At 65.4% G+C, this 18,861-nt stretch carries 13 protein-coding genes and 1 pseudogene; 9 read left to right on the top strand and 5 right to left on the bottom strand.

Features of this window, described 5'->3' with window-relative positions; all coding sequences use genetic code 11:
- Nucleotides 1-142 precede the first annotated feature (142 nt).
- From Y900_RS12630 to Y900_RS12610, 5 genes are read left to right on the top strand one after another with little or no spacing between them, the layout of a single operon-like run.
- A complete protein-coding gene (locus Y900_RS12630; protein ID WP_237752549.1) occupies nt 143-1,912 on the top strand; it encodes an NAD(P)/FAD-dependent oxidoreductase in 1,770 nt (589 codons plus the stop codon).
- Between the two features lie 9 nt (nt 1,913-1,921).
- On the top strand, nt 1,922-7,414 hold the full coding sequence (locus Y900_RS12625; protein WP_036346582.1) for a type I polyketide synthase: 5,493 nt from the start codon (nt 1,922-1,924) through the stop codon (nt 7,412-7,414).
- Nucleotides 7,411-8,259 carry an ABC transporter ATP-binding protein gene (locus tag Y900_RS12620; RefSeq protein WP_036342161.1) on the top strand — a complete coding sequence of 283 codons (849 nt, stop codon included), beginning with the start codon at nt 7,411-7,413 and terminating at the stop codon, nt 8,257-8,259. The genes Y900_RS12625 and Y900_RS12620 overlap by 4 nt, the downstream gene beginning before the upstream one ends.
- Nucleotides 8,259-9,119 carry an ABC transporter permease gene (locus tag Y900_RS12615; protein ID WP_036342160.1) on the top strand — a complete coding sequence of 287 codons (861 nt, stop codon included), beginning with the start codon at nt 8,259-8,261 and terminating at the stop codon, nt 9,117-9,119. The genes Y900_RS12620 and Y900_RS12615 overlap by 1 nt, the downstream gene beginning before the upstream one ends.
- A 5-nt stretch (nt 9,120-9,124) precedes the next feature.
- On the top strand, nt 9,125-10,471 hold the full coding sequence (locus Y900_RS12610; RefSeq protein ID WP_036342159.1) for a cation:proton antiporter: 1,347 nt from the start codon (nt 9,125-9,127) through the stop codon (nt 10,469-10,471).
- Here Y900_RS12610 and Y900_RS12605 read toward each other — a convergent pair.
- Together Y900_RS12605 and Y900_RS12600 are read right to left on the bottom strand one after the other, a co-directional pair.
- Nucleotides 10,444-11,811: a hypothetical protein gene (locus Y900_RS12605; RefSeq protein WP_051660378.1), complete on the bottom strand. Its 1,368-nt coding sequence runs from the start codon at nt 11,809-11,811 to the stop codon at nt 10,444-10,446. The two genes, Y900_RS12610 and Y900_RS12605, sit on opposite strands and share 28 nt — an antisense overlap.
- 56 nt (nt 11,812-11,867) lie before the next feature.
- Nucleotides 11,868-12,296, bottom strand: a complete 429-nt coding sequence (locus Y900_RS12600; protein ID WP_051660029.1) for a MarR family winged helix-turn-helix transcriptional regulator — start codon at nt 12,294-12,296, stop codon at nt 11,868-11,870.
- Between the two features lie 87 nt (nt 12,297-12,383).
- Between Y900_RS12600 and Y900_RS30890 the strand changes: the two genes are divergently transcribed.
- Complete coding sequence (locus Y900_RS30890; protein ID WP_081845088.1) at nt 12,384-13,049, top strand: TIGR03086 family metal-binding protein; 666 nt, start codon at nt 12,384-12,386, stop codon at nt 13,047-13,049.
- Here Y900_RS30890 and Y900_RS12590 read toward each other — a convergent pair.
- Entirely contained in the window at nt 12,973-14,547 is a 1,575-nt protein-coding gene (locus Y900_RS12590) for a phospholipase D-like domain-containing protein (protein WP_081845087.1), read from the bottom strand. The two genes, Y900_RS30890 and Y900_RS12590, sit on opposite strands and share 77 nt — an antisense overlap.
- Before the next feature lie 315 nt (nt 14,548-14,862).
- On the opposite strand from Y900_RS12590, the pseudogene Y900_RS12585 reads away from it, so the two are divergent.
- Nucleotides 14,863-15,803 (top strand): annotated as a pseudogene (locus Y900_RS12585) (lysophospholipid acyltransferase family protein).
- Nucleotides 15,804-15,847: 44 nt separating this feature from the next.
- On the opposite strand, the gene Y900_RS12580 reads toward Y900_RS12585, so the two are convergent.
- Nucleotides 15,848-16,372, bottom strand: a complete 525-nt coding sequence (locus Y900_RS12580; RefSeq protein ID WP_036342153.1) for a hemerythrin domain-containing protein — start codon at nt 16,370-16,372, stop codon at nt 15,848-15,850.
- 40 nt (nt 16,373-16,412) lie between these two features.
- Nucleotides 16,413-17,186, bottom strand: coding sequence for an emopamil-binding protein (locus Y900_RS12575; RefSeq protein ID WP_036342152.1), 774 nt, complete (start codon nt 17,184-17,186; stop codon nt 16,413-16,415).
- 74 nt (nt 17,187-17,260) lie between these two features.
- Here Y900_RS12575 and Y900_RS12570 point away from each other — a divergent pair, with 74 nt between their 5' ends.
- Nucleotides 17,261-17,944 carry a TetR/AcrR family transcriptional regulator C-terminal domain-containing protein gene (locus tag Y900_RS12570; RefSeq protein ID WP_131536160.1) on the top strand — a complete coding sequence of 228 codons (684 nt, stop codon included), beginning with the start codon at nt 17,261-17,263 and terminating at the stop codon, nt 17,942-17,944.
- 63 nt (nt 17,945-18,007) lie between these two features.
- On the top strand, nt 18,008-18,838 hold the full coding sequence (locus tag Y900_RS12565; RefSeq protein WP_036346576.1) for an LLM class F420-dependent oxidoreductase: 831 nt from the start codon (nt 18,008-18,010) through the stop codon (nt 18,836-18,838).
- Nucleotides 18,839-18,861: the final 23 nt, after the last annotated feature.

Here is an 18,861-nt window from a genome sequence, read left to right as displayed (position 1 = left end):
GAAGCAGCGCTTCGTCAAGGTCTGGCGTCGCGATGCAATGAGCGATCCGGTGCCGAGACGTTGCCTATCGCAAGAGCGCCGCCATGCGTACCCGCGAAATATGCGGGGTACCCATCGGCCACGACTCGAGGGAGGTCACGGGGTGGATGCCCAAGCGCAGGTCTCGCAGCTGAGTCGCGAACGCCGTGAGGCCCTCGCCAGGCGTATCCGGTCTCGGATGTCCCAAGCCGGCGGGCCGCCCGCCGATCACGACGTGAGTGTCGTGGGGGGCGGCGCCGCGGCTCTCACCCTGGCTCTGGAACTTCGCCGGGCGCGTCCGACCACCCGAGTCCAGGTGATCGAACCCCACGTCCACCCGGTCCCGGAGATGACCCACACGGTGGGGGAGTCGACCGTCGAGGTGTCTGCTCATTACCTGCGCGACCGCCTCGGCCTCGGCGATCATCTGAGCACCGCTCAGATCCGCAAGATGGGGTTGCGGATGTTCTTCTCCGTCGATCGCAACACCGACATCGCGCAACGGATGGAGCTGGGAAGTTCGTCGTTCGTGCCGCAGGTCACCTATCAGATCGACCGCGGACGATTGGAGAACGAGCTCAGCAGGCGCTGCCTGGCGGAGGGCGTCGAGATCACTCACGGCCGGGTCAGTGCAGTGGAACTGAGCGAAGGGCATGATCCCCACACCATCTCGGTCCAGGACGGTGAGTCCACCACCCGAACCACGGCGCGGTGGGTGGTCGACGCATCCGGGCGCAACCGGTTCCTGCCCCGCCACTTGAACATCCGGCAGGCCAACGCACACGACTGCAACGCCGTATGGTTCCGCGTTGCAACGGAAATCGACGTCGGTCGGTGGAGCGACGACCCGGACTGGCAGAGCCGCCTGGTCGAAGGCGACCGCGCGTTGTCCACCAATCACCTGATGGGCGAAGGCTACTGGGTTTGGCTGATCCGCCTCGCATCCGGTGCCACCAGCGTCGGTATCGTCGCCGACCCGGCCTACCATCCGTTCGACGCGTTCAACACGCTGGAGAAGGCCACCGCATGGCTACGCGACCACGAGCCCCAGTGCGCAGCCGTGGTAGACGAGCACGCGAATGACATCAAGGACTTTCGCGTCATGAAGAAGTACAGCCACGGCGCGGCACAGGTTTACGACGGCACGGCCCGCTGGTGCCTGACCGGCGACGCGGGCATCTTCCTCGACCCGCTCTACTCGTCGGGGCTGGATCTCGTCGCGATCGGCAACGGGCTGATCACCGACATGATCACCCGCGAACTCGACGGTGATGATGTCGTCGCACGCGCGCAGATCAGCGACACACTCTTTCGCTCGCTCACCGAGATGTGGCTGGCGGTATACCAGGACCAGTACTCGCTGATGGGCGTGCCGAGCGTGATGTCGGCGAAGATCATCTGGGACGTCGCCTTCTACTGGGGATTCATCGGTCTGTTGTACGTCAACGGCCGGTACGTGAACCTGGCCGACGATCCCGGCTTCGTCCCTCACCTCGACGGGCTCATCGCTCTGAGCAACCGCGTGCAGAAGTTCTTCCGCGAGTGGGCCGCCGTCGAAAACGGCACTCCCACTGTGCCGTTCGTGGACCTGTACTCACCGTTGAACTTCATGGTGACTCTGCACAAAGCGATGATGGGCCCGAGTGAGAACTTCGACGAGCAGTTCGACACCAACGCCGACATGCTGCGCCGACTGGCCGGGCAGCTCGTCGAGACAGTCCTCGCCGAGAAGTCGGCGATGTTCGGCGACGACGATGTCATGCACCAGGTGCAGGAGTGGCAGCGGGATCCACTGCTGCGCGAGTTGCGCTCCGCCTACCGACGGCAGCAGGAAAGCGATCCCCTGAGCAGCGACTGGATTGTCAGCACCTCGCCGGCCCTTCAGACGAGCTGACCTGTGACCATGCTCAGTGATCACAGTGGCCGCGAGCCGCTGGCCATCGTCGGTATCGGCTGTCGCCTTCCCGGCGGGTCCGATTCGGTGGACAGTCTGTGGAACCTGCTTTGCAGTGAGACGGACGCGACCAGTGTCGTTCCCGAGTCGCGCTGGAACGCCGATCGCTATCACGACCCCAATCCGGCCAAGGTGGGCAAGATCGTGGCCCGCCGCGGCGGGTTCCTCAGCGAGATCGACCAATTCGATCCCCAGTTCTTCGGGATCTCGCCCCGTGAGGCGCATTCCCTCGATCCGCAGCAGCGTCTTCTCCTCCACGTCGCGTGGGAAGCGCTGGAAGACGGCGGTATTCCCGCCGACAGCCTCGCCGGGAGCGACGTCGGGGTCTTCATCGGCGGCTTCACCCTCGACTATCAATTGCTACAGAACCAAGGCCGTACCAGTCGCTACCGGTTCAAGGCGCATTCGGCCACCGGCATGATGATGACGATGCTGGCCAACCGGCTCTCGCACGCATTCGATTTCCGCGGGCCCAGCGTTACGGTCGACACGGCCTGCTCTGGTTCGCTTGTCGCCGTACACCTTGCTGCGCAGAGCATCTGGAACGGCGAGTGCACTGTCGCGCTGGCCGGCGGGGTGAACATCATGGGCGGCCCCAACACGGCGATCGCGGAGTCCAAGAGCGGATTCCTCAGCCCCGAAGGACGTTCCAAAGCCTTCAGTGATTCCGCCGACGGTTACGCACGTGGCGAAGGCGGCGCTGTCGTGGTCATCAAACCGCTGCAGCAGGCGCTCGATGACGGTGACGACATCTATGCCGAGATCCTCGGCACCGCCGTGTCGCAGGACGGTCACACCGACGGCATCACCGTGCCGCGTCAGGAGGCTCAGGAAGCCGCCATCAGGATGGCCCTCGCGCGAGCGGGCGTCGCGGCCAACGACATCGGCTATGTCGAAGCGCATGGCACCGGAACGCCCGTCGGCGATCCGATCGAGATGCGCGCCCTGGCCGGCGCGCTGACCGCCGACCGACCGTCGGCCGATCCGCTTGTGATCGGTTCGATCAAGACCAACATCGGGCACCTCGAAGCTGGGGCCGGTGTCGCCGGGCTGATCAAGGCCGCTCTGGTGGCCAAATACGGATACATTCCGGCCAACCTGCATCTGAACGAGCCCACCCGGCACGTTTCCTTGACGGAACTCAAGATCGACGTGCCCGCGACCGGCCGGCCGTTCCCCGCCGACAAGCGACGGCTCGTCGGCGTCAACTCGTTCGGCTTCGGCGGTACCAACGCCCACGTGGTGCTCGCGGAGCCGCCCGCCACGGTCGCACCCACTCCCGACCCGCTCGCACCGCAACTGCCTGCCGTGCTTCCGATCTCGGCGCGCAGCGAGGAGGCCCTGGTTGCGGCCGCCGACCGGCTCGCCGGACATCTCGACGCGAACCCCGACCTCACACTGCCGGATCTCCAGTACACGCTGGGCTTGCGCCGCTCGCATCTGAACTACCGGCACGTCATCATCGCCGACAGTAAAGACGATGCACAGCAACAACTTCGACTCCTGGCCGACGGTGGTCCGATTTCGGGACGCACCGCGGGTAGCGCGCCCAAGCTCGCCTTCGTCTGTACGGGGATGGGCCCGCAGTGGTGGCGGATGTGCCGGGGACTTCTCGATGTCCTTCCCGCCTTCACCGACAGCATCCTGCGCAGCGATCGCGAGCTTGCGCAGTACACCGGGTGGTCCCTCGTCGACGAACTGCGACGTGACGAGACAAGCTCGCGGATGACCGAAACCGAGGTGGCGCAGCCGGCCAACTTCGCGGTCCAGATCGCTCTGGCGGAACAGCTGGCGCAGTACGGTATCCGCCCGGACGCCGTAATCGGGCACAGTGCAGGCGAAGTCGCCGCACATCACCTAGCCGGCCTGCTCACCCTCGAGCAAGCGGTCGAGGTCGTCTACCACCGGAGCCGACTCCAGCAGCGCACCAGCGGGCAGGGCCGGATGCTCGCCGTCGGCACAGATGTCGATTCGCTGATGCGAGTGATGGACCCGCAGTTGCAGGCCGAGTTCGGCAGGCGGATATCGATAGCGGCGATCAACAGCCCGTCTGCGGTCACCGTCGCCGGGGACGAGGACGTCCTCGCCGTACTGGCTCCACAGTTGGATGAGCTCGGCATCTTCACCCGGTATCTCACCGGACGGGTGCCGTACCACACGCATTTCATGGATGCGATCAAAGAAGATCTGCTCGGGGCGCTCGACGGAATGTCGTCGAAGGATGCCACCATGCCGCTGTATTCGACGGTCACGGGTGAGCGGTTGGACGGGTATCAGGCCGGCGCCGCGTATTGGTGGCAGAACACGCGGGCGACGGTGCTCTTCGAGCCCGGGATCCGGCGAATGGTGGAGGACGGTTACACCCACTTCGTCGAGTTGGGTCCGCACCCGGTCCTGGCGGCGTCGATCGTGGAGACCGCGGGCCAGCAGAAAGTGTCGGTGACGGCGGTCCAGCGACGCGACCAGGATGACGTCCGTACGCTCCTCAATTGCGTTGGCACACTGCACTGCAACGGCCACGACGTCGAGTGGGGCGCACTCCAGCACCGCGAGGGTGTCCGCCCGCTGAAGCTGCCGAGTTACCCCTGGCAGACCAAACGCTTCTGGAATGAAACGCGGGAAGCCACCGAAGCACTGTTCTACAGGCCGGTGCATCCCCTTCTCGGACAACGGATCAGTGCGCTGCACCCGACCTGGGAAGCAGAACTGAGCACGGTGTTCAACCCGTTCATCGCCGACCATCGGGTGCAGGGAAGTGTGGTCGTGCCGGGGGCGGCCTACGTCGAGATGGGTATAGCGGTCGCGAACGCCGTCTACGGCTCGGACCTTAGCGTCGACAATGTGGTGCTTCATCGTGCGGTGATCCTCGACGACACCTGCGATCCGATCCTGCGGACCACTCTCAACGAGAACGACGGCACACTGGAATTCGCGTCTTTCACCGCGACCGCCGACGGCGAACCGAAGTGGGTCGTCACCGCCACCGCCGAACTCAACGTCCTGCCACCCGCGCCCAAGCCGATGACCGTGGCAGACAGCGCCGAGTCGGTAGTCTCGATCACCGGCGCCGACTTCTACCGTCGCACCGAGTCCATCGGCTTTGACTACGGCGACGCCTTCCGGACCGTTCGGAAGGTCACCGCAGGCGAGGACTGGGCCGTTGCCGACATCGCGGTGCCCGAATCGATCGTCGATGAGGTGCCACGATTCCGTTTCCACCCGGCGCTCATCGACGGGGCGTTCCAGGCGCTGTTCGGCGCACCCTTTCTCGGTCAGGAAGAGAACGAGGAACCGTTCCTGCCGGTCCGGATTCGGCATTGCGCCGTCTACGGCGCACCGGCGCCGGACATGACGGTCCACGTCCGTGTGGTGTCGGTGACCAAGTCGCACGTCGAGAGCGACATCACGATCACCGACCCGAACGGTGCACCGCTCGCCGTCATCACCGGATTCGTCGTGCAGTCGTTGAGCGAGTCGTCGCGCATGTCGCCCGACCGTATCGACAAGGGAGTCCTGCAGATTCAGTGGCAGCCCAGGGCGGACCAGCCACCCGGCGAGGAGATCGAAGCCGCCGACCCGACGTCGTGGCTGCTCCTGCGCGACGGCACCGGCGTCGGTGCGGCTGTCTCCGACGAGATGCGTCGACGAGGCCACCGCATCCGCGTAATAGACCACGACGACCGAAATGAACTCGCTGCGACGGATTTCGCCGCACTGTTCGACGATGATCTCCGCGGGATCATCGACTGCTGGCCGCTGGACATCACTGAATCCGGTTCCGTCGAGGAGCAGTATCGGCTCGGTGTGCTCACCGCGCTGCGGCTCGCGAAAGCCCTTGCCCAACAGGACACTCCCGACCAGCTTCGGCTCCATGTGGTCACCGCGAACGCCCAGCCCGCACCGGGAACCCAACTCCGCGGTGTCGACCAGTCCGCGCTGTGGGGGCTCGGTCGCGTCATCGGCCACCAGGAGTTACCCGAGCACTGGGGCGGACTCATCGACATCGATGCCGCCGACGGCCACGCCCAGATCGCGGCCCGCATCTGCGAACACCTCCTGAACGGGGGGCCTGAAGATCAGGTCGCCATCCGCGGAGAGGTGACCTACGTGCCGCGTCTGCGGCCGTGCGATCAGCTGACGCGGCCGTTTCCCACCAAGCTCAGCCCGGACGCGACCTACGTCGTCACCGGCGGGTCAGGCGCTCTCGGGCGGGTGGTCGCCAGGTATCTCGCGGAGCGGGGAGCGCGGCACATCGCGTTGTGGGCTCGCAGTGCCATCCCACCGCGGCACAGCTGGCCCGGCCTCACCGCCGAGGAGCCCCATTTCGAGACCGTCACGGCGATTATCGACATCGAACGTCTCGGCGCGCACGTCACGACAGCGAGCATCGACATTGCGGACCCCGAGCAGGTTTCGGCGTGGTTGCGCGACCACGCCCGAGGCGGCGGACGGTCGGTGCGCGGAATCATCCACGCCGCCGGATCGGTCAACGACCAACTCCTGGTGAACATCAGCGAAGAGGACTTCATCGCGGTGATGGCGCCCAAGGTGACCGGTGCCCGCGTGCTGCATGACGCGGTGAAAGACCATCAGCTCGACTTCTTCGTGATGTTCGGCTCCGCCGGATCGACGATCGCCTCGCCGGGGCAGGGCAACTACGCAGCCGCCAACGCCTTCCTCGACGCATTCGCGCACTATCGCCGGGAGCAGGGGTTGCCGGCACTCACGATCGGCTGGGGCCCCTGGTCGGTGGGGATGGTCGAAGAGCTCAACCTCGAAAAGCTGTACGCCGCACGGGGCATCGAACTCATCACCCCAGCGGTGGGTGCACTGATCCTCGACCGGCTCATCAACCAGCAACCGGCCGAGGTCGTCGCCATCAGCGCCGACTGGGGTCGGGCCCGCCAAGCAGGGCTCGGCAGCCGTCTGCCGATGATGTTCGCCGAACTCGGGACCTCCGAGACCTTGCCCGGCGCAGGCGAATCCGACGGGTCGATACTCATGATGCTCGCGACGACTCCCGAGGCCGACCGTCCTGCCGTCATCTCTGATCAGCTTCGGCAGATCGTGGCAGCTGTCTTCGACTGCGCCGTCGAGGATTTCGAGCCGGACGACATGCTCGACGATATCGGCCTGGATTCGATGATGGCGATGGACTTCCGAGTGCGGATCAACATGACCTTCTCGATCGACTTGCCGGTACTCGAGATCCTTCGCGGCGTTAGCGTGAACTCGCTCGCCGACCGCGTGCTCGCCGAGTTGCACTTCATCCATGGTGACGTCGCCACGGCGCCTACCGAGTCGGCGGGGACGACCGATTTGCCGGATCTCGACGAGGAGCTGGACCAGCTGATGGCAGAGCTGTCCGACGCCGACCTGCAGGAACTTCTCGCGCAGCTGGAGAACGAGCCCGAATCAGATGCCGGAGAGGCATTCTCATGACAGCCGGATCGGCGGTCCAGGTCGAGGGTTTGTCCAAATCCTATGGCCGGTTGCAGGCGGTTCGCGATCTCGACCTCGAGGTCGGCTACGGCGAGATCTTCGCGATCCTCGGGCCGAATGGGGCGGGCAAGTCCACGACCATCGAGATCTTGGAAGGGCACCGCAAACGCGACTCGGGACGGGTTCAGGTCCTGGGCGAAGATCCCGCGGATGCCGGGCGCAGCTGGCGCGCCAGAATCGGCATCGTCTTGCAGGAAACCAGCGACTTCGGGGTTCTCACGGTGCTGGAAACCGTGCGGATGTTCGCGAAGTGCTACGGCGAGGCGCGGGCCCGGGTCCCCGAGGAGCTACTCGAGCTCGTCGGCTTGACATCAAGTGCCGGCTCGCGGGTCCGAACACTGTCGGGAGGGCAGCGTCGCCGGCTCGACGTCGCACTGGGCATCATCGCTCAACCGGAGCTTCTCTTTCTCGACGAGCCGACCACTGGATTCGATCCGGAAGCACGGCGCCAGTTCTGGGACCTCATCAGGCTCCTGTCCAGCGACGGCACCACCATCCTTCTGACGACGCACTATCTGGAAGAGGCTGCTGCCCTTGCGGACCGGGTGGCCGTGGTGGCTGGTGGCCGAGTGGCGGCCGTCGATTCCCCCGCACGGCTGACCGCGCACGTGAACACCGCGGCCACGGTGCAGTGGATGGACGGCGACCAGCTGCGCGTGGAGCACACCGACCACCCGACCGAGTTCATCAGGCAACAGTCCGCCGACGGCACCGAACTGGCCCAGCTCACCGTCACCCGGCCCACCCTCGAGGATGCCTACCTGCAACTGATCGGGATGGCGTGATGTCGGTGGACTCAACCCCGCGTAACGATGCCCAGCCACGGCATCGCGGCGCCGCGGCGGCAACAGCCCTGCCATCGGCCGTACGGATCGGATTGTCGCGAGTCATCCCCGAACTGAAGATGTTCTACCGACGTCCCGAGCAAGTGGTGCTGACGTTTTCGATGCCGGCGATCATCTGCGTTCTGCTGGGGTCGATCTTCTCCGCGAAGATCCCTGGCACGCAGACCAGTACCGGCGCGGTGATCGCCGCCAGCATGCTGGCCTACGGAATCCTCTCCACGTCGTTCATCAACCTCGGCATCGGTATCGCTGCCGACCGTGAAACCGGCGCTCTTCGGCGGCTGCGCGGGACGCCGGCGACCGCGGCGTCGTACTTCATCGGCAAGATCATGTTGGTTGCCATCGCCAGCCTCGCCGAGGCGATCGTCCTCGTGGTGTTGGGGGTGGCGGCATTTCAGCTTCAACTACCCACCGACGTATTCGCCTGGTTCACGCTGGCGTGGGTGTTCATCCTGGGCATCATCAGCTGCTCGCTGCTCGGCATCCTGGTGAGCAACTTCGCAGGCAACGCCGTCTCCGCGGCGGTGATGACGAACGGGCCTGCCGTCGGTCTGCAGTTCGTGTCGGGGACCTACGTGCCGCTGATGGCGTTGCCGACCTGGATGTTGATCGTCGGGTCCATCTTCCCGGTCAAGTGGATGGCGCAGGGATTCCGCTCGGTGCTCCTGCCCGCGCAGATGGTTGCCTTCGAGCCGGCAGGCAGCTGGGAGCACGGGCGTATCTTCCTGGTGCTGGCCGCGTGGAGCATCGGCGGTCTGATGGCCTGCCTCTACATCTTCCGATGGTCCGACAAGGGCTGACACCCATGCCGCCCCTGCTGACCATCGCCTACCACTTCTTCCTGCAGATCGCCGTCATCCTGCTGACCTACCGGCTGCTGTGGCCGCTGTTCCGCAGGCTGGCCCAAGTGCAGGTCGTCGCGATCATGGTTGCCGGATTCCTGCTCGGGCCTTCGGTTCTGGGCTGGATCTGGCCTGCTGCACAGCAGTGGCTGTTTCCGGCCAAGCTGACGATCGGCGCGGAGACGATCGTGCACCCGAACCTCACGGTCATCTATGTCGTCGGCCAGCTCGGCCTCGTCCTGTACATGTTCCTCGTGGGGTCCTCGTTCCAGCTGAGCATCCTGGCAGCCCACTCCCGGCAGGCCGGCGCCACCGCCGCCACCGGAATCGGGATACCCCTGATCCTCGGTGGCGTCCTGGGCTGGGTGATGGTGAGCATCGGCGGCTACTTCACCGACAAGGTGGCGCACTGGCAGGGCGGCCTTTTCGTGGCGGCTGCGGTGGCGATCACCGCGTTCCCGATGCTCGCGTGGATCGTCTACGACTCCGGACTGCTCAAGACCCGCCTGGGAACTATGGCGTTGTCGTGTGCGGCAATCGACGACGCCTGCTCCTGGATTCTGCTGGCGACGGTGGTGGCGACAGCGAAAGGTCATGTGTCCGGCGCGATCCTGGCCGTCGGGGGTGGAATCGCCTACCTGTTGTTGATGCTCTACGTGGGCCGACCACTGCTGCGTCGGTTGGAGACCTGGACACCTCCGCGGTCCGACGTCGAACGCACCGGCGGGCTGCCGGTCGCGCACACGAGCATCGTGCTCCTCGTGGTGCTCACCGCGAGCTGGTTCACCGATATGGTCGGAATCTATTCAGTATTCGGCGCTTTCGTGGCGGGTGTGGTGATGCCCCGCGGCGCGTTTCTGGATGCGATCCGCGAGCGGTTCGAGCCGCTGGTGGCTTACCTACTGCTTCCCGCATTCTTCATCTATTCGGGACTCAACACTCAGCTGACGTTGATCTTCGACTCGTCGACTCTGCTGATGGCGGGCATCGTCCTGGTGGTGTCGTTCGCCGCCAAGTTCGGTGCCGTCGGTCTGGCGGCGCGCTGGCAGGGCATGAGTTGGTACGAGGCGGGCTCGATGGGAGCGCTGGCCAACGCCCGCGGTCTGATGGAGCTCATCCTGCTGAACATCGGTCTCGAAGCGGGACTGATCTCCGGCAAGCTCTACACGATTCTGGCGGTCATGACGATCATCACTACGTTCGTCGCCACACCGTTGCAGCGTCTGTTCGAACGCCGGCTGGCCAGGTCGGGTGCGAAATTCGGCCCGGAGGGGGAGGAGCCCTACAGTGAGGAGCCGGCCGCCGCGTGATCTGGGCTCGCGGCTGCGAGAAGCTCAGCCAGCTTGGCGTTGGCCGCCCGCAGCTGACCCGAGATGGCATCGAAGACCCGCTGACGAACGCGCGGGCGTTCCATGACCGGCGCCATCATGGCGCGGATCGCGTTGAGCCGTGAGGAGTGCAACCACTCCATGAGCTCGGGTTCGGCGAACCAGTTGATCTGATTGCGGTGCTCGATCACGCTCATGGTCAGCCAGTCCAGCGGCACGCCGGGCAAGTGAACCGGTTCGCACAAGGCATTTTTGGTGGCGTCATCGTCATAACTGAGCTCCACGTGGGCGATGAACGCGGCGCTGAAGATCTGTTGGCAGGCTCGTACGCATTGTGGGGTCAGCGTGGGCCCGGTGAAGGTGGTGCTGGTCGGCCCGAGGCCTAAACCCTCAGCGGTGCAGTCGATCCACAGCGTCGACGCATCGGCGGAAAGCGCACCACCGTCCAACGTGGCCCGCTGAGCACCGATCTGGCGCACATGGCCCATCCGCACGACGTCGGTGATGCGGCGAAGCTGCTCGGCCTCAGCCTGGGTGACGGTCGCACACCGATACATCGTCGGCTCGACGTCGGCGTGCAGGCGCAGCAGTGACCCGCTGTGTTCGAGGCGAGCGAAGAGATCGTCGATGGTGTCGGCGGTTGCGATGGCGTCCAGGCGCGCACCGAACGCGGCCTTGACGCGGTCGGCGAATTCCGGTCCCGGTTGTACGTTTGCCCGATCGAGCAACCACGAGGCGCGAGGGACGATCCACGTCAGCCGGTTGGGGCTGATTCCGTTGCGCAACAGCCACAGACAGCTGTCCATGCCGGTCTTGCCGCCGCCGATGACCACGAAACGGTCATGACCGGGGGCGCTGCGGGGCAGCGCATTCGGCGGTACGCAGTCGGCTTCGGGTTCGACGAGAAAATTCGGCGGCCGCATGGACGGCACGATCACCTTGGAATGGGTGGTGTCGACGACGCGGCGGCCGACGTCGACGGCGACCCGATCGCCGGCTGCTGTGGTGAAGGTGCGATCGCCGTGATACTCGCTCAGCGGGAAGTGCCGGACGCGTCCGCCGTCCGTCAGGTCCCGCAGCACCGCGCCGTAATAGGACCGGATCTCGTCGACGCCGGCCAGTTCGTACAGCCCGGCATTGGCACCGTTGTCTTCGATCCGGCCCGTGCCGAGATCGCGAGAGTTCACGCCGTAGTAGGCGGCAGGCTGGTGCAACCGCACAAAGGGGTAAGCCGAATTCCAATGGCCGCCTGGGGATTCGAACCGGTCGACGATCACCACCGAGGAGTCGCTCTCGGTTGCGATCGTGTCGGAGAAGGCCATACCGACCGCACCCGAGCCGACGACGAGATAGTCCGCATACAGCGCCTGCGCAGCGCTCACGTCGTGTCACCATTCCTGCCGCGGGCGGCGCGGCGTCTGTCGCCGGCGGATAACCGGCCGAGCGCCCGCAGGAAGGTTTTGCGTTCATCGGCGCTGAGTTCGCTCAGCCAGTGCTCCTCGCCGCGCTGGATCTCATCCTGGACCGCATTCTTCAGCGCACGGCCGGCATCGGTGATGGCGAGAAGGCGAACCCGGCGGTCGTCGGGATCAGGGGTGCGCTCGATCAGCCCACGTTCCTGTAGTTCATCGAGGTCGCGGATGATGCGTGTCTTGTCGGCGCCTATCGCCGCCGCCAGTGCGGCCTGGGTCCGGACCGACGAGCCGTCGAGTGCCACCAGAACCACGTATCCCCACATCGAGATGCCGTGTGCAGCGAGCACCGGCTCTTCTGCCGCGATCAACTCGCGAAGCAGAGGAGCGATCATCGCCGCGAGATCGGGGCGCCGAGATCTGTCCGCCACGCAGCCAGCTTAGGCATTGCCTTATAGTAAGCGAGCGCATACGATAAGCATATGATTACTGTCGAGCATCGGAGTGCCATCCTGCGGTCGGTGGCGGTCGTGGACACTGTTCAGCCCGCCGACCTTGACCGGCCGACACCCTGTGCGGGCTGGGACCTGTCCGACCTTCTGGCGCACATGGCTGTTCAGCACCGCGGATTCGCCGCGGCCGCGCGCGGTCATGGTGCCGACCTCGGCCAATGGCGGGCCGAGTCTGTCGTTGCCGAGGTGCGCCGCGATCCCGCTCGTACCTACGCCGAGGCGGCCGACGACGTTCTCGACGCCTTCTCGGCAGACGGAGTCGATGACGCGTCGTTCGCCCTCCCTGAATTCGGTGACAACGCAGTCTTTCCCGGCTCGGTGGCCATGGGCTTTCATTTCGTGGACTACGTCGTCCACGGCTGGGATGTCGCCGCGTCGCTCGGGGTGAACTATGAACTGCCGCCCGATATCCTCGCTGCTGCAATGCCTTTGGTGCTCGGTATACCGGCGGGCGAGATCAGGCTCCTCGATGCCGTGCCGTTCGGTCCGGCGATCGAGCCGGTCGACGGTGCCGGCGACCTGGATCGAATACTGCACCATCTCGGCCGCAGGCCTCACTTCAGAAGCCGCGAAGCTTCCGCAGCCATGTACCCAGAAGCGAGTGCCGTAGCGGCCACGTCGCGACCGACTCGATGAGCCTCAGGGCACTCTCCGGCAGGGACTGCGGCACTCGGGCGGGATCCATGAGGTCGTTCTCCGCGAAGGGACTCGCGTCTGCGGCCACCATCGTGTCGGTGAGCGCCCTAAGCGATCGTCCGGTCCCTCGTAGCGCCTCGACAGTCGCCAGAAATGAGCCGCGGCAGGCCATCTCGTCGCGGAAAGTATCGGCTGACGCACCGAGGTGCTCGGCTACGAGCGTGTTTCGAACGCGGAGGATCTCTTCCTCGACCGGCGCGGCGTTCCCACGCGTGGGCAGGGATTCGATCGCAATATCGCATTCGCTGTCGAACCCCAACGACCTGTTGTTGAAGTTCGACGATCCGATGCGAAGTAATCGGCCATCGATCACAAGGACTTTCGAGTGGATATAGACCGACACGCCCCGACCCGCGGCGGGCCAGTACACCCCCAGCCGCCCGTGCTCGTCGGCCGCTTTGAGCATCCGGACGAGTCGCTCGCGGGCGCTGTCCATCGATTCTTGTTCCAAGCGGCTTTCTGAGCTGCGCGGGAGAATCATCACGACTTCTGGTCCGTCAGGCTCACGAAGTCGGGCAGCGATCGCCCCAGCGATACTGCGCGACGCGAAGTACTGGTTCTCCAGGTAGATGACGTCGCGCGCGGCGGCGATCGCCGCTAGATCGAGCGCCTCGACTTCCCGGACCTCGCTGCGGCCCGGCAGCCGGGGAAGCGTGCGCGCCACCCCGACCTCGACTCTGCGCAGACCGGGGATGAGCCCATCGGGCCACGTCGGCGACGATGACTTCACTGGCTGCAAGGTCTGTCCGGTCGCCGCCTCCCACCGGTCCCGGGCCTGTTCGCCGAGTACACCCGCTGCAGCGCCGTCCATCGCGGCCATCACCTCGTGGCGGGGGCCGTAGGCGCCGCCAAGGCCGGTCCGGCGGCGGTCGGCGGGCAGGTGCTCGGAGGTGTCCCACCGCCCCAGCGTCAGATCCAGGCCGCCGCAGAACGCAACTACATCGTCGATGACCACGATCTTCTGATGGTGCACCGCGCCGGTGGGGTGCACGCCGTCGACCGCGAAATGCAAACGCGCCGAGGTGAATTGGTTGAGAACACTGACCGGGGTAACGCCGAACCAGAATCCGTCGAACGCGGGAAGGAGGCGAAGGTTGGACTTCAGTAGGAACACGTTGAGTCCGCGCCGACGCTCGAGCAGCCAATGCAGGAAGGGGCCGAGGTGGTTAGGCCCGTCCAGAGTCTTCTCGCCCCGCTCGAAAGCAGTCCGGTAGTCAAGGTCCCAGCCGACGACGACTATGCGGTGTTGGGCACGCAACAAGGAGTCCTTCAGGTGCCGCAGGTAGTCCGCGCCGTCGATGATGGCGGCAAAGCGATCGGCTTCCGCCGAACGCCAACACGTGTCGCCGGGCACCAGCAGCGACTTCTCACCAGCCGGTTCGACGGGGCCCACTGACTTTCTCCTCTTCTGGGATGCGCGCCGTACTCCAGCGCACATCTCGTGCAATCTTCCCTCATACCCACTCCGTCGGGCTGGCCCGTAAGAAACTTGTCATGGTGGTGATCACCGATGGTGACGGGCGTCGCCCGATCTCGTCTCGCCCCTCGTCATGGCGAATCCGGCCACAGCGCAGAGCGTTTCGGCAGACTGTCGAGCGGCACCGACGTCAGGAGGCCGCGACCATGGCACGTCTGCCGATGCTCGCGCTGCTCGTCGGTTCGGTCGTCGGACTGAAGGCGCTGCCCGGACATTCTGGAGCCGGCCGCGGTTTGGTAGGTGTGACGCGTCCCACAGCCGGGGTACCCCGGCGACATGACCAACACTGATTCGCGCCCTGCCGCCGTCCGCAAGCAAGCACAGCGACACGCTGACCAGGCCAGACGCAAGATGGCGCAGCGGCGTGCCGAGAGTGCGGACGGCGGCGTCAGCGGCTGGCTCAACCAGCGCACCGGGCAGTGGGATCTGGGTGGGCAGGACGAGACGACGATGCAGCGCCAGAAGTACCCGTGGAACTTCTTGGTGGATCACTGGTTCCGGATGGAGTTCGACGGTTGGGAGAACCTGCCCGACCCGCCTGTGCTGCTGGTCGGAATCCACTCCGGCGCGCCCCGTTCGTCTGGGATGCCTGGACGGTCGGGGTGCAGTGGTGGCGCCGGTTCGGGCAGGAGCGCACCCTGCACGGCACGGCCCACGATGCGCTGATGGCGATGCCGGTGATCGGCCGGTACTTCCGGGCGATGGGGGTGCTGCCGGCCGCACCCGATTCGATGGCCACAGCGCTGGCCGAGGGCCACGACGTGGCGGTCTGGCCGGGCGGTGAGGTGGACTCGCTGCGGCCGTGGAGCGAGCGTGACGTCGCGAATTTGGCGGGCCGCACCGGATTCGTGCGGATGGCGATCAAGGCGGGAGTACCGATCGTGCCGATCGCGACCGTCGGGGGAGCCGATGCGATGCCGGTGCTTATCCGCGGAGACGGGCTCTCGCGAGCGTTGCGACTGGACAAGATGCTGCGCCTCAAGGTTTTTCCGCTCGCCGTCTCACTTCCGTGGGGTATCGCGCCTGCGGCCCTGCCGCAGCTGCCGCTGCCGGCGAAGATCCGCACCCGGCTGATGCCGGCGGTGGAGGTGGACCACGATCCGTCACGCGCCGAGGACGACGACTACGTCGAGCAGAAGTACCGCGAGGTGCAAGACAGCATTCAGAGCGGCATGGACGCGCTGGCTCGCAAGCGGGCCCTGCCACTGTTCGGGTGAAACTCAGGCGAACGTGACGGCGACGGTGCGCCCGTACAAATCGGTCACGAATGCTTCGCTATATAGTCGTCGGCGTCCTTGTCGCGACTGTCGATCCCGTCGATCGACTCCCGCTCGGCGTAGAACTGCAGCCACTTCATGCCCAGCGCGTGGCGCAGCTCCAAGCTCGCGCTCTTGATGAAGTCCGGCATGGCCTCGCGCTCCTCCTCGTCGAGGTGCTCACCGTTCTCTTTGCGCGCAGTGAAGACAGCCTCGAACCACTCCGCGGTACCCGGCTCGTGCCTGCGTGACTTGCGCACCGCATCACGGATCGCGTTGTGATCGGTGATGGCGTCTTCGGTCTCGTCTCGAGGGTCACCCTCCGGGTTGCCCGGATCATCGTCGCCCCCGTGCTTGAGTAGCGCCGGATAGAAGACGGTCTCCTCGGCGTCGGCGTGGGCGTCGAGCCGGGCGCTCAGTGTCGTCCAGATCGCTGCCAGTTCGTCGTGGGACGTTGCATCGTCGAGCCGGAAGAATTGGCGCCGCAGCCAGTCATGATCGGCGTAGATGAGATCGATGATGTCGGACATGGGCAACAGTTGCCCCTCGCGCCGTCGATCGAAACGCTCGCTACCGGCCCGAGCCGGATGCGGCCACCTTCCGGGTCAGGTAGTCGATCTGAATATGAATGGCGTACAGCACCATTGCGGGCAGCACGATGAACGGGATGTTCTCGCCGATGAATTTGAACCACAGTCCGAACGCGTCCTGCCCGATATCTCGAAAGCCGGCGCCCACTTCGGAGATGAAGTAGACGGCGGTGCTGCTCATCAGCACCGCGATACCGGCGAAGGCCACCCACAGGTACCGGATCCGCTTCTCGGTCGGAAGCGATTGCCGGACAAGCCGGGCCCACATGGTGATGACCACGACGCCCGTGATCACCCCGACCACTTCGAGGGCGAAGGTCCACGGGTTACCGCTGGCGTAGCGGGTGTCGGCGAGGCCGTACTGCCACCACAGCCATTTGATGCCGGGATCGTTCGTGGGAGTCCACCACCCCAGCGGATGGCCGATGAGAAACACCAGCTCATAGCAGATCTGGCTGAATGCGGTGTAGGGCAGATAGAAGAGCGTCAGCTCGGCGGCCTTCTCCTCCCGCAGACGAACCTCGCCGGGCGCATCCCACAGGAGAACGAGGGGTATCAGGATTGCCGGAATGCCGAACAGGAGATTGGCGACCACGTCGGAGGTGAAGTCCGGTTCGATGATCCCGATCCCGACGCCGATCGTCATCCCCACGAAGACGAGCCCGGTGAACAGCGCGGTGGCGACGTACATCCGGACCCGGTGCGGCGCCCACGGGCTGACGAGGTTCGGCTCGCGGTCAACAACATTGGTCATGGGGTGTCCTCATCGCCGATGATGGGGTGGCGTGCTGGAATTAATCCCGAACGGGAAAATATCACGCTTCACTGGTGTTCGGAACCGAAAGGCACTCTGTGCAGGAGTCAGCGGCACCCCGCCGGCGCGGGCGGCCACGACAGATCACCCGCGAGCGGATTGTGTCCGCAGCCCGCTCGTTGGCGTTCGATGAGCTGACCATGCAAGCGATCGCCGACGTCCTGGGCGTGGACCCCAAAGCCCTCAACTATCACGTGGGCGATCGGGAAGCGCTGCGCGAGCTGGTTGCCGTCGACGCATTTGCCATGGAGCTGAATCGCATCGATATGTCCGCAGGCGGCGACTGGCGGGACGTCCTGCGCCGCTACGCCATGGCCCTTCGTGACGCCACCGTCACACTCGGCGAACTCGTCGCCTATTTTCGTCTGCCCGCCAGCGGTATCGGAGCTCTCGAGCCCGTCGAGCGCGTTTTGCAGGGCCTCGTCGACGCAGGCTTCTCCGTCACGGAGGCCGGCCACATCCTTCGACTGGTCAGCGAGCTCGGCCATGCCGCCGGCAGGGAAGCGGTTTTTCGGTCCAGAAGCCGAGAGCACCCGTATGTCGCGGACGTCTCGGCCGCGCTGAACACCACTGCTGCCGAAGGCTTTCCACTGCTACGTCAGGTTGTGGCCGTGCGCGATGCCGAACCGGATGACGGAGAGCAGCTGGACTTCAGCCTGGACGTGCTGATCACCGGATTGGCGGCCAAACTGTCCTAGCGGGGACATCGTCGGTGACCGTTCCCGCGGCTCGTCCGACCCGACAGTGGCAATGTGGTCGTCATGGAATTCGGCATCTCGACCTTCGTCAATGACGACACCATCGACACCGTGTCGCTCGCCCGCGCGATCGAAGAACGGGGCTTTCGTGCACTCGCCGTCGCCGAGCACACGCACATCCCCGCCAGCCGGGAATCCCCGTACCCGCAGGGCGGCGACCTGCCATCGGTCTACTACCGGACCCTGGATCCGTTCGTGACGCTCGCCGCGGCCGCGGCCGTCACCTCCGATATCGAGCTGATCACCGGAATCGCCCTACTCATCCAGCGCGACCCCATCACCACGGCCAAGGAGGCCGCCAGCATCGATCTCATCTCCGGCGGCCGCTTCGTGTTCGGTGTCGGTGCGGGCTGGAACCTCGAGGAGATGCGCGATCATGGCACCGATCCGAAGACGCGCGGGGCGCTGTTGGATGAGCGCATCGAAGCCATCAAGGCGTTGTGGACCGATGAACCGGCCGAGTATCACGGGAAATTTGTCGACTTCGAGCCCTCGTACGCACGCCCCAAGCCGGTCCAGGAACCGCATCCGCCGATCGTGATCGGTGGCGACTCGGACGCCACGGTCAAGCGGATCGTCCGCCACCAGGCGGGGTGGATCTCCAATCCGCTGCCCGTCGAGCGGCTGACCAAGCGCATCGAGCAGATCCGGTCGGGTGCCGGTCACGACGTGCCCCTCACGACGTTCGGCACGCCGATCGATCTCGACTACTGGCAGGCGCTTGACGGCCTCGGCTACCGCCAGGCGAATCTTCTGCTGCCGACGAAGTCGCGGGACGAGTCACTGCGGTTGCTCGACGGCTACGCCCAGAAAGTTGCCCAGTATCGGGGCTAGCTCGTCTGTGATCCCCTGTTGTG

Source organism: Mycolicibacterium aromaticivorans JS19b1 = JCM 16368 (assembly GCF_000559085.1).
GTDB classification, from domain to species: domain Bacteria; phylum Actinomycetota; class Actinomycetes; order Mycobacteriales; family Mycobacteriaceae; genus Mycobacterium; species Mycobacterium aromaticivorans.
This window is presented reverse-complemented; position numbering and strand designations above follow the sequence as displayed.

Excerpts from the sequence above, each read along its gene's own strand:
- Y900_RS12625 (WP_036346582.1), top strand. The coding sequence starts at position 1,922 with ATGCTCAGTGATCACAGTGGCCGCGAGCCGCTGGCCATCGTCGGTATC.
- Y900_RS12620 (WP_036342161.1), top strand. The coding sequence starts at position 7,411 with ATGACAGCCGGATCGGCGGTCCAGGTCGAGGGTTTGTCCAAATCCTAT.
- Y900_RS12615 (WP_036342160.1), top strand. The coding sequence starts at position 8,259 with ATGTCGGTGGACTCAACCCCGCGTAACGATGCCCAGCCACGGCATCGC.
- Y900_RS12610 (WP_036342159.1), top strand. The coding sequence starts at position 9,125 with ATGCCGCCCCTGCTGACCATCGCCTACCACTTCTTCCTGCAGATCGCC.
- Y900_RS12605 (WP_051660378.1), bottom strand. The coding sequence starts at position 11,811 with ATGGCCTTCTCCGACACGATCGCAACCGAGAGCGACTCCTCGGTGGTG.
- Y900_RS12600 (WP_051660029.1), bottom strand. The coding sequence starts at position 12,296 with ATGATCGCTCCTCTGCTTCGCGAGTTGATCGCGGCAGAAGAGCCGGTG.
- Y900_RS30890 (WP_081845088.1), top strand. The coding sequence starts at position 12,384 with ATGATTACTGTCGAGCATCGGAGTGCCATCCTGCGGTCGGTGGCGGTC.
- Y900_RS12590 (WP_081845087.1), bottom strand. The coding sequence starts at position 14,547 with ATGTGCGCTGGAGTACGGCGCGCATCCCAGAAGAGGAGAAAGTCAGTG.
- Y900_RS12580 (WP_036342153.1), bottom strand. The coding sequence starts at position 16,372 with ATGTCCGACATCATCGATCTCATCTACGCCGATCATGACTGGCTGCGG.
- Y900_RS12575 (WP_036342152.1), bottom strand. The coding sequence starts at position 17,186 with ATGACCAATGTTGTTGACCGCGAGCCGAACCTCGTCAGCCCGTGGGCG.
- Y900_RS12565 (WP_036346576.1), top strand. The coding sequence starts at position 18,008 with ATGGAATTCGGCATCTCGACCTTCGTCAATGACGACACCATCGACACC.